Source organism: Mycobacterium sp. ITM-2016-00318 (assembly GCF_002968285.2).
Taxonomy (GTDB): Bacteria; Actinomycetota; Actinomycetes; order Mycobacteriales; family Mycobacteriaceae; genus Mycobacterium.
On the sequence record NZ_CP134400.1, the window covers coordinates 1,994,346 to 2,006,352 of the forward strand.

General features: G+C 66.7%; 11 protein-coding genes and 1 pseudogene. 7 read left to right on the forward strand and 5 right to left on the reverse strand.

From position 1 onward, the window contains the following. Positions 1-3: 3 nt before the first annotated feature. Positions 4-1,125 carry a PQQ-dependent sugar dehydrogenase gene (locus tag C6A82_RS09610; protein WP_105349345.1) on the reverse strand — a complete coding sequence of 374 codons (1,122 nt, stop codon included), beginning with the start codon at positions 1,123-1,125 and terminating at the stop codon, positions 4-6. Between the two features lie 137 nt (positions 1,126-1,262). Between C6A82_RS09610 and C6A82_RS09615 the strand changes: the two genes are divergently transcribed. After that, complete coding sequence (locus tag C6A82_RS09615) at positions 1,263-2,066, forward strand: DoxX family protein (protein WP_105349374.1); 804 nt, start codon at positions 1,263-1,265, stop codon at positions 2,064-2,066. Between the two features lie 31 nt (positions 2,067-2,097). Here C6A82_RS09615 and C6A82_RS09620 read toward each other — a convergent pair whose 3' ends face one another. Beyond that, positions 2,098-2,502 (reverse strand): PH domain-containing protein, encoded by a 405-nt coding sequence (locus C6A82_RS09620; RefSeq protein WP_105349344.1) that lies wholly within the window; start codon positions 2,500-2,502, stop codon positions 2,098-2,100. Between the two features lie 251 nt (positions 2,503-2,753). Between C6A82_RS09620 and C6A82_RS09625 the strand changes: the two genes are divergently transcribed. The 3 genes from C6A82_RS09625 (at position 2,754) to ilvC (ending at position 6,327) form a co-directional block, all read left to right on the forward strand. Continuing rightward, positions 2,754-4,640 (forward strand): acetolactate synthase large subunit, encoded by a 1,887-nt coding sequence (locus C6A82_RS09625; protein ID WP_105349343.1) that lies wholly within the window; start codon positions 2,754-2,756, stop codon positions 4,638-4,640. 124 nt (positions 4,641-4,764) lie between these two features. After that, on the forward strand, positions 4,765-5,271 hold the full coding sequence (gene ilvN, locus C6A82_RS09630; RefSeq protein ID WP_105349342.1) for an acetolactate synthase small subunit: 507 nt from the start codon (positions 4,765-4,767) through the stop codon (positions 5,269-5,271). Positions 5,272-5,325: 54 nt separating this feature from the next. Next, complete coding sequence (ilvC, locus tag C6A82_RS09635) at positions 5,326-6,327, forward strand: ketol-acid reductoisomerase (RefSeq protein ID WP_199193989.1); 1,002 nt, start codon at positions 5,326-5,328, stop codon at positions 6,325-6,327. A 59-nt stretch (positions 6,328-6,386) separates the two neighbouring features. Here ilvC and C6A82_RS09640 read toward each other — a convergent pair. Then, a pseudogene (locus C6A82_RS09640) lies at positions 6,387-6,849 on the reverse strand (phosphoribosyltransferase). Continuing rightward, complete coding sequence (locus tag C6A82_RS09645) at positions 6,846-8,276, reverse strand: NAD(P)/FAD-dependent oxidoreductase (RefSeq protein ID WP_199193988.1); 1,431 nt, start codon at positions 8,274-8,276, stop codon at positions 6,846-6,848. Before C6A82_RS09645 ends, C6A82_RS09640 begins: the two are co-directional and overlap by 4 nt. A gap of 54 nt (positions 8,277-8,330) precedes the next feature. Between C6A82_RS09645 and serA the strand changes: the two genes are divergently transcribed. The 3 genes from serA to C6A82_RS09660 all read left to right on the forward strand — a co-directional run bounded on the left by serA (position 8,331) and on the right by C6A82_RS09660 (position 11,531). Further along, on the forward strand, positions 8,331-9,917 hold the full coding sequence (gene serA / locus C6A82_RS09650) for a phosphoglycerate dehydrogenase (protein WP_105349339.1): 1,587 nt from the start codon (positions 8,331-8,333) through the stop codon (positions 9,915-9,917). Then, entirely contained in the window at positions 9,914-10,924 is a 1,011-nt protein-coding gene (locus tag C6A82_RS09655; RefSeq protein ID WP_105349338.1) for a 3-isopropylmalate dehydrogenase, read from the forward strand. Before serA ends, C6A82_RS09655 begins: the two co-directional genes overlap by 4 nt. 82 nt (positions 10,925-11,006) lie before the next feature. Continuing rightward, a complete protein-coding gene (locus tag C6A82_RS09660) occupies positions 11,007-11,531 on the forward strand; it encodes a hypothetical protein (protein ID WP_311101764.1) in 525 nt (174 codons plus the stop codon). Positions 11,532-11,629: 98 nt separating this feature from the next. On the opposite strand, the gene C6A82_RS09665 is transcribed toward C6A82_RS09660, so the two are convergent. Next, positions 11,630-11,947 (reverse strand): DUF4333 domain-containing protein, encoded by a 318-nt coding sequence (locus C6A82_RS09665; RefSeq protein WP_105349337.1) that lies wholly within the window; start codon positions 11,945-11,947, stop codon positions 11,630-11,632. Between the last annotated feature and the right edge of the window lie 60 nt (positions 11,948-12,007).

The window sequence follows — 12,007 nt, forward strand, 5'->3', positions numbered from 1 at the left end:
GATCTAGGTGTTGTCGGCTCTGTTGCGCGGGAAGCCGCCGCCCGACGGGAACACCGGGAAGACGACGTCGTCGAGTTTTTCCGGGTCACCTGTGGTCTTGTTCACCGTGGCGCCCCAGACGTTCCCGTCCGGCGAGGTCTGCAGCGCCCACGCGTGACCGTGCACGTCCTGGCGGACCACCTCGGGTTCGCCGGTGACCGAGCCGGTGTCGGGAGCCAGTCGCACGGCGACCGTCTGCTTGGGGTTGATCAGGTTGACGAGCACGGTGCCGTCCAGCGCCGCACAGCCCGCCACCCCCGGCTTGTCGGGCCAGGTCCACACGGTCGAGGTCTTCGAATCCTTGGCGATGCGTTGCAGCCGATCGGCAGTCGGGGTGCGGTCGGCGATGTAGAGCGAGCCGTCCGACGGATCGACGCACAGGCCGCCGCCTGAGCCCAGCCCCGACATCGCCGTGGTCTGCGGTGCCTGGTTGACCGTCGTCGGCTGCTCGATGCGCAGCAACTTGCCCGCAGGCGAAGCCGGGTCGGCAGCCAGGCCGGGGTCGCCGGCGTCGCCGGTGAGGACGACCAGCGTGGTAGGGCTGGTGAACTGCAGGGCGCCCATGTTGCCGGTGGCGCCCTTGGGAATGCCGGTGAAGATCGGCTTAGGGACATCGCCGTCGGCGATGCGGATCACCCGGTTGTCAGTCGGCGTGCTGACATAGGCGTACATCAGCCGGTCCTGCGAGTACGTCGGCGACAAGACGATGTCCATCAGCCCGCCGTCACCGCTGCCGTCGACAGGTATGACAGTCTTGACCTTGGGTTCCGCCCGCACCGACACCTCTTTGACCGCGCCGGTGACGCGTTCGGCGACCAACGCCGACTGACTGTCGGGAAGCATGATCAACCCGCTCGTGCTTTCCAGGCAGCCCTGCATCACATTGGGCGCCGGGCACTCCTTCGGGAACGGCTTCGCAGGCAGCGGGGGCGGCGGCGGGGGACTCGAGCTGGGCCCCGGCCGCAGTTCAGGCTCTTCGGTGAACGGCTGCGACTGTGCGTTGTCGAATCGCGCACATCCGGAGAGAGCGAGCAACCCCGCGCAGGACAATGCGACGACACCCCGCAACGGCCCGCGCAGATTCATGCCCGCCAGGTTACGGATCGTTTCGCGATGTGCGCCACGCCGGTGCTTCGGCGAACCTCGACGGCGCCGGTGAATACGACGCCGAAAGCGCCGCGCCAATCCTCGATTCACCAATCATGAGCACTTACCCTGAGCAGGTGACCAGTAATCCCCAGTGGCAGCGGCCCGACGACCTTGGCCGGCCCGCGTCGGCAAGCCTGGTCGACCCCGAAGACGATCTGCCCTCGTCGAATTACGCCGGTGACTTCGAAACCACCGCGATCCCGAACTACAAGACCGACTCGCAGCCTGGATACGGCCTTATCGGCGAGCCCGAGCCGCTGCCGTATGGGCAGGGAGTCGACAGCCAGCCGATGAGCCCCTACGCGCAGCCCGCCGATATCGGTCCCGGCTACGACGATCGGCAGGTCGACGATCGACGCGGCACCCAGGACCTCGGCCTGATGCTGCTGCGCTGGGCAGTCGGCGCGCTGTTGGTCGTTCACGGGCTTCAGAAGGCGTTCGGCTGGTTCGGCGGCCCAGGGCTGGACGGCTTCGAGGACCGGCTCAAGGAGGCCGGCTACCAGCACGCCGACATGCTGACCTACATCGGCACCGGCGCCCAGATTCTCGCGGGCCTGCTGCTGATCCTCGGCCTCTTCACCCCGCTGGCCGCGGCCGGTGCGCTGGCGTACCTGGTCAACGGCCTGCTCGTGGAGGCGATGGCCGCCCACAACGAGGCCAGGCTGCGCGACTTCCTGACCGATGGGCACGAGTACAAAGTCATCCTGATCGTCGCGGTCGTCGCGATCATCCTCGCCGGACCGGGGCGGTACGGGCTGGACGCGGGCCGAGGCTGGGCCCGCAGGCCGTTCATCGGTTCTTCCGCCGCGCTGCTGCTCGGTGTCGGCGGCGGCATCGCGCTGTGGGTGCTCCTCAACGGCGGCAACCCGCTGTCCTGACGCGGACGCGGACGGGCAGGACGGGCTGAGCTCAGCCGTAGGGATTGGGGACCCGACCGGCACTGGCCTCGGTCAACCGGGGCAGCGTGGAGAACGTGACCGCGGGCAGTGTCAGCTCGCGACCGTCCTTGAACTGGGCCCGTGCCCAGGACCCCTTGTTGAAGGCCAGCCCGTCGATGTCCTCCCAGCGCACGGTCTCGCTGCCGCGCAGGCTGCGCGCGGTGACGGTGTCGACCCGCGCCACTGTGCGCAGTCGGACGATGTAGGCCGACAGGACCACGGGAATGATCAGCAGCGGTGCGAACCACGGCGACGCCAGCACCAGCGACAAGATGCCCAGCGCCAGAAAACCGACCGCGAAATGAGCCATCGGCGAGATTCTGATCACGGCCGGTTCGGCGGGGGCGGGCTCCGATGGGGAAGTCACGCCTGCCATCGTCGCACTGCGCAGCGCCGGTAAGGGAATTTGACGGTTGACCAGTGCGGAGACTACCGTCGTCTGTTGTGGAGAACCTTGGCTTGCTCGTAGTAATTGGGTTGCGCGTTGATACCGCGCTTGCCCTGACTCGGGCATAGTCACAAGTATCGACGCGCAACCCTCGTACAGCGGCCTCGCTGACGGGGGTTTTTTGTTGCCCCAGCAGTGATTTGAGAACCCACAAAACAATTCAGACAAATGAGGACATCGTGAGCGCACCAACCACGCGACCCCCGGAACGGTCGGCGAACCCGCCGTACGGGGATTTGGCCGAGGCCAACGCCGCGCAATCCGCGGCGAAGGCGGGCGGTCAAGGCCAGTCAAGCCACCCCAAGAAGATTGCCCCACAACAACTCACCGGAGCCCAATCGGTCATCCGGTCGTTGGAGGAGCTCGACGTCGACGTCATCTTCGGGATCCCCGGCGGTGCCGTGTTGCCGGTCTACGACCCGCTTTTCGACTCGCAGAAGCTCCGCCACGTCCTCGTCCGCCACGAGCAGGGCGCTGGACATGCGGCAAGTGGTTACGCTCACGCCACCGGCAAGGTCGGAGTGTGCATGGCGACGTCGGGCCCCGGCGCCACCAACCTGGTGACGCCGCTGGCCGATGCGCACATGGATTCCATTCCGGTGGTCGCGGTGACGGGTCAGGTCGGTCGCGGGCTGATCGGCACCGACGCCTTCCAGGAGGCGGACATCTCGGGTATCACGATGCCGATCACCAAGCACAACTTCCTCGTGCGCGACGGCAACGACATCCCGCGTGTGATGGCCGAGGCGTTCCACATCGCATCAAGCGGACGGCCTGGACCCGTCCTCGTTGATATCCCCAAGGATGTGCTGCAGGGACAGTGCACGTTCAGCTGGCCGCCGCGCTTCGAACTGCCGGGCTACAAGCCGAACACCAAGCCGCACAACCGCCAGATCCGTGAGGCCGCCAAGCTCATCGCGGCGTCGCGCAAGCCGGTGCTCTATGTCGGCGGCGGCGTCATCCGCGGTGAGGCGACCGAGCAGCTTCGGGAACTGGCAGAGCTGACCGGCATCCCGGTGGTCACGACGTTGATGGCCCGCGGCGCCTTCCCGGACAGTCACCCGCAGAACATGGGTATGCCGGGGATGCATGGCACGGTCGCCGCGGTGGCCGCGCTGCAGCGCAGCGACCTGCTGATCGCGCTGGGCACCCGCTTCGATGACCGGGTGACGGGCAAGCTGGATTCGTTCGCGCCGGAGGCCAAAGTCATCCACGCCGACATCGACCCGGCGGAGATCGGCAAGAACCGGCACGCCGACGTCCCGATCGTCGGCGACGTCAAGGCGGTCATCACCGACCTGATCGAGGCGCTGCGCCGTGACGACACCACCCCCATCCCGATGGACAAGTGGTGGGAGTACCTGCGCGATGTGCAGTCCACCTACCCGCTGAGCTACGGGCCGCAGAGTGACGGCAGCCTGTCTCCGGAGTATGTGATCGAGCAGCTCGGCAAGATCGCCGGTCCCGACGCCGTGTACGTCGCAGGCGTTGGGCAGCACCAGATGTGGGCTGCGCAGTTCATCTCCTACGAGAACCCGAAGACATGGCTCAATTCGGGCGGTCTCGGCACGATGGGTTATGCCGTTCCCGCCGCGATGGGAGCGAAGTTCGGCCGCCAGGACGCCGAGGTGTGGGCGATCGACGGCGACGGCTGTTTCCAGATGACCAACCAGGAGCTGGCCACCTGCGCGGTCGAGGGCGCACCGATCAAGGTCGCGATCATCAACAACGGCAACCTCGGCATGGTCCGCCAGTGGCAGACGCTGTTCTACGGAGAGCGGTACAGCCAAACGGATCTGGCCACGCACAGCCATCGCATCCCCGACTTCGTCAAGCTCGCCGAGGCGCTCGGCTGCGTGGGATTGCGGTGCGAGCGTGCCGAAGACGTTGAGGACGTGATCAACCAGGCGCGAGCCATCAATGACCGCCCGGTGGTGATCGACTTCGTCGTCGGCGCAGATGCGCAGGTGTGGCCGATGGTGGCCGCGGGCACCGGCAACGACGAGATCATGGCGGCCCGTGGTATCCGTCCGCTGTTCGACGATCCCGAAGAAGGACACGCGTGATGACCCGAAGACGAGCGCGAGTGAGGATCGCTGGGCCCACGCCCGCAGGGCAGGGGACGAGGTACGAGCGAGGACCGGTGGGCCCACGCCCGCAGGGCAGGGGACGAGTGGGAGTCGAGACATCATGAGCAGCATTCCTACGCATACGCTTTCGGTGCTCGTCGAGGACAAGCCCGGTGTTCTCGCGCGCGTGGCGTCGCTGTTCTCGCGTCGCGGCTACAACATCCAGTCATTGGCGGTCGGCGCGACGGAGCAGAAGAACATGTCGCGGATGACCATCGTGGTCAGCGTTGACGAGTCGCCGTTGGAACAGATCACCAAGCAGCTCAACAAGCTGATCAACGTGATCAAGATCGTTGAGCAGGACGAGGACAACTCGGTGTCGCGCGAGCTGGCACTGATCAAGGTGCGCACCGACGCCGCCACCCGTGGGCAGGTCATCGAAGCGGTGAACCTGTTCCGCGCGAAGGTGGTCGACGTGTCGACCGAGTCGCTGACGATCGAAGCGACCGGCACGCCCGCCAAGCTCGAAGCGTTCCTGCGGGTGCTGGAGCCCTACGGTATTCGCGAGTTGGTGCAGTCCGGAGTCGTGTCGCTGTCGCGCGGGCCGCGCGGCATCGGCGTCAAGTAAAGCCCCATAATCAGGCGAGATCGAAGAAGAGAAGGAAACACAGTGGCAGTAGAGATGTTCTATGACGACGACGCGGACCTGTCGATCATCCAGGGACGCAAGGTCGGCGTCATCGGCTACGGCAGCCAGGGCCATGCACACTCGCTGAGCCTGCGCGATTCCGGCGTCGAGGTGAAGGTCGGCCTGAAGGAGGGCTCGAAGTCGCGGGCCAAGGTCACCGAGCAGGGGCTCGAGGTGGACACGCCCGCCGAGGTCGCCAAGTGGGCCGACGTCATCATGCTGCTCGCGCCCGACACCGCACAGGCCGACATCTTCACCAGCGACATCGAGCCGAACCTCGCCGACGGCAACGCGCTGTTCTTCGGGCACGGCCTGAACATCCATTTCGGCCTGATCAAGCCACCCGCCAACGTCACCATCGGCATGGTCGCCCCAAAGGGGCCGGGCCACCTGGTGCGCCGTCAGTTCGTCGACGGCAAGGGTGTGCCGTGTCTGGTCGCGGTCGAACAGGATCCGAAGGGTGAGGGGCAGGCGCTCGCGCTGTCCTACGCCAAGGGCATCGGCGGCACCAGGGCCGGTGTCATAAAGACGACGTTCAAGGACGAAACCGAGACCGACCTCTTCGGCGAGCAGGCCGTGTTGTGCGGCGGCACCGAGGAATTGGTGAAGACCGGTTTCGACGTGATGGTGGAGGCCGGCTATGAGCCCGAGTTGGCGTACTTCGAGGTGCTGCACGAGCTGAAGCTGATCGTCGACTTGATGTACGAGGGCGGTATCGCCCGGATGAACTACTCGGTGTCCGATACCGCGGAGTTCGGCGGCTACCTGTCGGGCCCGCGCATCATCGACGCCGACACCAAGCAGCGGATGAAAGACATCCTCTCCGACATCCAGGACGGCAGCTTCGTCAAGAAGCTGGTGGCCAACGTGGAGGGCGGCAACAAGCAGCTCGAGGATCTGCGCAAGCAGAACGCCGAACATCCCATCGAGGTGACCGGCAAGAATCTGCGCGACCTGATGAGCTGGGTCGACCGCCCCATCACCGAAACGGCCTAGTCTTTTGCGATTTTCGGCGCGCTGAGTCACGCTGAGGGTAACTCAGCGCGCCGAAATCGCTACTGGGACGGCGATGACCACGGGAAGTCGATCCATCGGTCGGTTCTGCGCCAGATGTACTCGCAGTCGACGGCTGACTGCGGCTTCTGGTACAGAACCGCGCAGCGGGCATCTGCGACGTGGTCGGCGCAGAAATCGCGCACCAGTCGAAGTGTCTCGCCGGTGTCGGCGACGTCGTCGGCGATGAGGACGCGGGCCCCGGCCAGATCGACGGCGTTGGGCACCGGAGGAAGTACCACCGGCATGTCCAAGCGCTCGTCGACGCCGGTGTAGAACTCGACGTTGATCACCGCCAAGTTCTTCACGCCCAGCGCATAGCCGAGCGCGCCTGCGACGAACAGACCGCCGCGCGACGGCGAGTATCAGCTCGGGTGCGAACCCGTCGGCTGCGACGCGGCCCGCCAATTCATCTGCGGCGGAGCCGAACAGTTCCCAGGAGAGCTCTTCGCGGTCTTCTCTCACGGCGACAGCCTTGGCAGCTGTTTGTAGCCGAACTCCCTGCGCAGCACCGTGCGTGCGGCGTAGTAACCGGCCATGCCGTGCACCCCGGTGCCGGGCGGTGTCGCCGACGAACAGAGGTACGCCTTCGGGATCGGCGTCGTCCACGGGTTGAGCCGCAGTGTGGGTCCGACCATGGCGGCGAACAGTGTCGCGCCGCCGACGATGATGTCGCCGCCCACGTAATTGGCGTTGTGGTCCGACATCTGCGCCGCAGGCACGCAGCGCGAAGAGGCCACGAGGTCGCGGAAGCCGGGGGCGGCATCGTCGAACATCGCGGTGACCGTCTCGGTGAGGTCGGCGGTGGAGCCCGCGGGGACATGGGCATAGGTCCACAACGGTCGGCGGCCTTGATCGTCGGTGCGCGACGGGTCCGATAGGTGCGGCAGCGAAACCAGCGTCATCGGCCGCTCGGCATGCCGTCCCGCGGCGACTTCGCGTTCGCAGTGCGCCATCTGCGCTCTGGTCCCGCCCATGTGCACTGTCGGCGCTTCGCCCACTCTCGGGTCGCGCCAAGGGATCTCGCCGGACAGCACGAAATCGACCTTGCACACACCCGGGCCGAATCGGTAGCCGCGCAGTGCCTTCGCGTAGCGCGCGGGGACGGCGTCGCCGTAGATGTCCAGCAGCGCGGTCGGGGCTGTGTCGTAGATGACCACGCCACCGGGCGAGGCGGTCACGGGTTCGCCGAGTATCAACTCGCCCCCGTGGGCGCGCAGATCGGCGATCAGCGCGTCGGAGATGACCTGGGTGCCGCCGATTGGCACCGGCCAGCCCGCGGTGTGCGCGACTGTGCCGAGCATCAGCCCGGCGCCGCTGTTAACCGGCGACGGCATCCGCGCAATGGCATGGGTGCCAACACCGGTGAACAATGCGCGGGCGTCTTCTCCGCGCAGCAGGCCCCATGCGGGGCTGCCTTGGGTCAGCACCCGCAGGCCGGTCCGCACAGTGGTGAGGAGGTCCGGCGGCAGCGACCGCTTGTCGCCGAGGAAGAACTCGACGACGCCGTCGACGTTCTCGGTCAGCGGCCCGAAGAGTCGCCGCCACGACGCGCCGACCTCCAGCTCGTCGCAGGTGCGGTCCAGCGATCGATATGCGACCGCGGCGGGTCGTCCCGGCAGCGGATTCGCATACGACACCTCCGGCGCGACGAGCTTGACCCCGCGTGCGGCCAGATCGAACTCCACGAAGAACGGCGAGGCGATCGCGAGCGGATGGACCGCCGAGCAGATGTCGTGAAGCACGCCGGGGAAATCGGGGTCCGGCGCGCTGCGTGCGCCACCGCCCGCGGTCGGCTGTCCTTCGATCACCCGCACCGCGAGCCCTGCTCTAGCGCAGATGACAGCGGCAGCCAGGCCATTGGGTCCACTGCCGACGACGGTCACGTCCACGCCTGGGTTTCTCCCGCCCTCCACCCCGTCATTCAAGCCCATTAGTCTGGCCGGGTGAGTCTCCCCGTCGTACTTATCGCCGACAAACTGGCCGAATCGACCGTTGCTGCGCTCGGTGACCAGGTAGAGATCCGCTGGGTGGACGGCCCCGACCGCGAAAAGCTGCTGGCCGCCGTGCCGGAGGCCGAGGCGCTGTTGGTCCGTTCCGCAACCACCGTCGACGCCGAGGTGCTGGCCGCGGCGCCCAAGCTGAAGATCGTGGCGCGCGCCGGTGTCGGCCTGGACAACGTCGACGTCGACGCCGCCACGGCCCGCGGCGTACTGGTCGTCAACGCGCCGACTTCGAACATCCACAGCGCCGCCGAGCACGCGATCGCCTTGATGCTGTCGGCCGCTCGGCAGATTCCGCCGGCCGACGCGTCGCTTCGCGAACGCACCTGGAAGCGGTCGTCGTTCTCCGGCACGGAGATCTACGGAAAGACGGTCGGCGTGGTCGGGCTCGGCCGGATCGGCCAGCTCGTCGCGCAGCGCCTCGCCGCGTTCGGCACCCACATCGTCGCCTACGACCCCTACGTGTCACCTGCCCGGGCCGCACAGCTGGGCATCGAACTGCTGACGCTCGATGAACTACTGGGGCGGGCCGATTTCATTTCCGTGCACCTGCCGAAGACGCCCGAGACCGCCGGCCTGATCGGCAAGGAGGCGCTGGCCAAAACGAAGCCGGGCGTGATCATCGTCAACGCCGCGCGCGGCGGCCTGATCGTCGAAGAGGCGCTCGCCGAGGCTGTTTCCAGCGGACACGTGCGCGCCGCGGGACTCGATGTGTTCGCCACCGAACCGACCACCGAGAGCCCCCTGTTCGAACTACCGCAGGTGGTCGTCACCCCGCATCTCGGCGCGTCGACCGCCGAGGCGCAGGACCGCGCGGGCACCGACGTCGCCGGGAGTGTGAAGCTGGCACTCGCCGGTGAGTTCGTGCCCGATGCGGTGAACGTCGGCGGCGGTGTGGTCGGCGAGGAGGTCGCGCCGTGGCTCGATCTCGTGCGCAAGCTCGGGTTGCTGATCGGTGTGCTTTCCGCCGAGCTGCCGGTGTCCATCTCTGTGTCTGTGCAAGGCGAGCTCGCCTCCGAAGATGTTGAGGTGCTGCGCCTTTCGGCATTGCGCGGCTTGTTCTCCTCGGTGATCGAGGATCCGGTGACGTTCGTCAACGCTCCGTCGCTTGCCGCCGAACGCGGCGTGGAGGCGAGTATCAGCACCGCCACCGAAAGCCCCAACCACCGCAGTGTCGTCGATGTCCGCGCGGTGTGCTCCGACGGTCAGGTCGCCAACGTGGCGGGCACGCTGTCGGGGCCGCAGCTGGTCGAGAAGATCGTCCAGATCAACGGCCGCAACTTCGATCTGCGCGCCGAGGGCATCAACCTGATCATCAACTATGCCGACCAGCCGGGAACGCTGGGCAAGATCGGCACGTTGCTCGGCTCCGCGGGGGTCAACATCCACGCCGCGCAACTCAGCGAGGACGCCGAAGGGCCGAGCGCGACGATCCTGATGCGCATCGACCGCAACGTGCCGCAGGACTTGCGTGCCGAGATCGCCGACGCCGTTGGCGCCAACCTGCTCGAAGTGGTGGACCTGACATGAAACTGGCCGTCATCGCCGGCGACGGCATCGGGCCCGAAGTCATCGCACAGGCGCTCAAGGTCCTCGACACGGCGCTGCCCGGCGTTGACAAGACGGAGTACGACCTCGGCGCCCGGCGTTATCACGCGACGGGGGAGACCCTGCCCGACGGCGTCGTCGACGAACTGAAGGGTCACGACGCGATTCTGTTGGGCGCCATCGGCGATCCATCGGTACCCAGCGGTGTGCTCGAGCGCGGGCTACTGCTGACGTTGCGCTTTCAACTCGACCACCACGTGAACCTGCGCCCGTCGCGGCTGTATTCGGGTGTCGACAGCCCGCTCTCCGGTAATCCGCCGATCGACTTCGTCGTCGTGCGCGAGGGAACCGAAGGGCCGTATACCGGCACCGGTGGAGTCATCCGCGCGGGCACGCCGCACGAGGTGGCCACCGAGGTCAGCCTGAACACCGCGTTCGGGGTGGAACGCGTCGCCCGCTACGCGTTCGCACGTGCCGGCGAGCGGCGCAAGCACGTCACGTTGGTGCACAAGACGAACGTGCTGACGTATGCGGGCAAGCTGTGGTCGCGGGTCGTCGACGAGGTCAGCAGCGACTATCCCGATGTCGAGGTGTCCTACCAGCACATCGATGCGGCCACGATTCACATGGTGACCGATCCGGGCCGGTTCGACGTGATCGTGACCGACAACCTCTTCGGCGACATCATCACCGATCTGGCCGCCGCGGTGTCCGGCGGCATCGGTTTGGCGGCCAGCGGCAATATCGATGCGACACGGACCAATCCGTCGATGTTCGAACCGGTGCACGGCAGCGCCCCCGACATCGCCGGGCAGGGCATCGCCGACCCGACCGCGGCGATCATGTCCGTTGCGCTGTTGCTGTCCCACGTCGGCGAGATCGACGCCGCCGCGCGTGTCGACAAGGCCGTCGAGCAACACTTGGCCACGCGCGGTGAGGCGAAGCTGTCGACGATGGAGGTCGGCGAACGGATCATCGCGAGCCTGTAGGCCGCCCGGTGGCGACACTGCGGCGGCAGTGCTGGCTATTAGGGATCGGTTCGGCGTTTTCGCGGTCGCGACCGTGCCGGGTATGTCGGCAACCGCAAGCGCCGGCCTTCCGAATCCATTGTGTTTCATCGGTTCCTGGTTCTTCACCACCGCCGGGTGGATGCAACTGGTACTCGCGCGGCCTGCACTCGGTGTCGGCTGGTACTCGGCGGCAACGCAATTCGTCGGGACCATACTGTTCAACATCAGCACCGGATCGGCGCTGTTGGCGCATGCGGTCAAGCCGGAACGGCGCCTGGTGTGGGCGCCCGACCTGCTGGGATCGGTCGGCTTCCTGATCAGTGGAGCGCTCGGCATCGTGGCCGTGACGGCGGTGGTCGGGCTGATCGATCTGCAGGCTCGCGACTGGCATGCCGAGGGGATCAACATGATCGGATGCATTGCCTTCGGCGTCTCCGCCCTTGGTGCGTTCGTCACCGGATCCGGTGTCACCGCCGATGCCGTGCTCGCCAACGCAGGTACGTTCATCGGCGCGCTGTGCTTTCTGGCGGCTGGGCTGCTGGTGCTGCCGCCTACGGCGCATCGCAGCCCTGAACGTGGGGGATAGGCCGTCGTCGGCTGTTCGGCAAACTAGCCCTTGGCTCGGGGCTTGATCTGATCGATCACTTGCCAATTGACGCCTCGTTGATCGGCGGATCCGCACCATTATCGCGGTTCGTCGTCGAAGTTCAGATCGAATCTGACGTCGGTGCCCTCGACCTTGGTCACATTCACGTCGACGCCGTAGGTATCGCCCGCGTCGTTGACCGTGCAGCGGGTCGTCGCGCCGACTTCACCCTTGAGGTTGTCGGGGCATTCGACGGACTCCGGCGCGCGCCCGACCTGTTTCTCCAACTGAGCCGAGATCTCCTTCGCGAGCTCGTCGTTGTCAACCGAGACGCTCGTGCCGGCGGAGAAGGAACAGGCCGCCACAGTGGCGGCCGATGCGGCGACCCACAGTGCCGATCCGAGAAGTCGCCGCATCGGGCACCCCCTGTACGTGTGCGTCAGCCCAGAAACTGTGGCACAACCCGCGTACTGCCT

Coding starts and splice junctions, on each gene's coding strand:
- C6A82_RS09610 (WP_105349345.1), bottom strand. CDS start 1,125: ATGAATCTGCGCGGGCCGTTGCGGGGTGTCGTCGCATTGTCCTGCGCG.
- C6A82_RS09620 (WP_105349344.1), bottom strand. CDS start 2,502: ATGGCAGGCGTGACTTCCCCATCGGAGCCCGCCCCCGCCGAACCGGCC.
- ilvN (WP_105349342.1), top strand. CDS start 4,765: ATGAGCAGCATTCCTACGCATACGCTTTCGGTGCTCGTCGAGGACAAG.
- ilvC (WP_199193989.1), top strand. CDS start 5,326: ATGTTCTATGACGACGACGCGGACCTGTCGATCATCCAGGGACGCAAG.
- C6A82_RS09655 (WP_105349338.1), top strand. CDS start 9,914: ATGAAACTGGCCGTCATCGCCGGCGACGGCATCGGGCCCGAAGTCATC.
- C6A82_RS09660 (WP_311101764.1), top strand. CDS start 11,007: ATGTCGGCAACCGCAAGCGCCGGCCTTCCGAATCCATTGTGTTTCATC.
- C6A82_RS09665 (WP_105349337.1), bottom strand. CDS start 11,947: ATGCGGCGACTTCTCGGATCGGCACTGTGGGTCGCCGCATCGGCCGCC.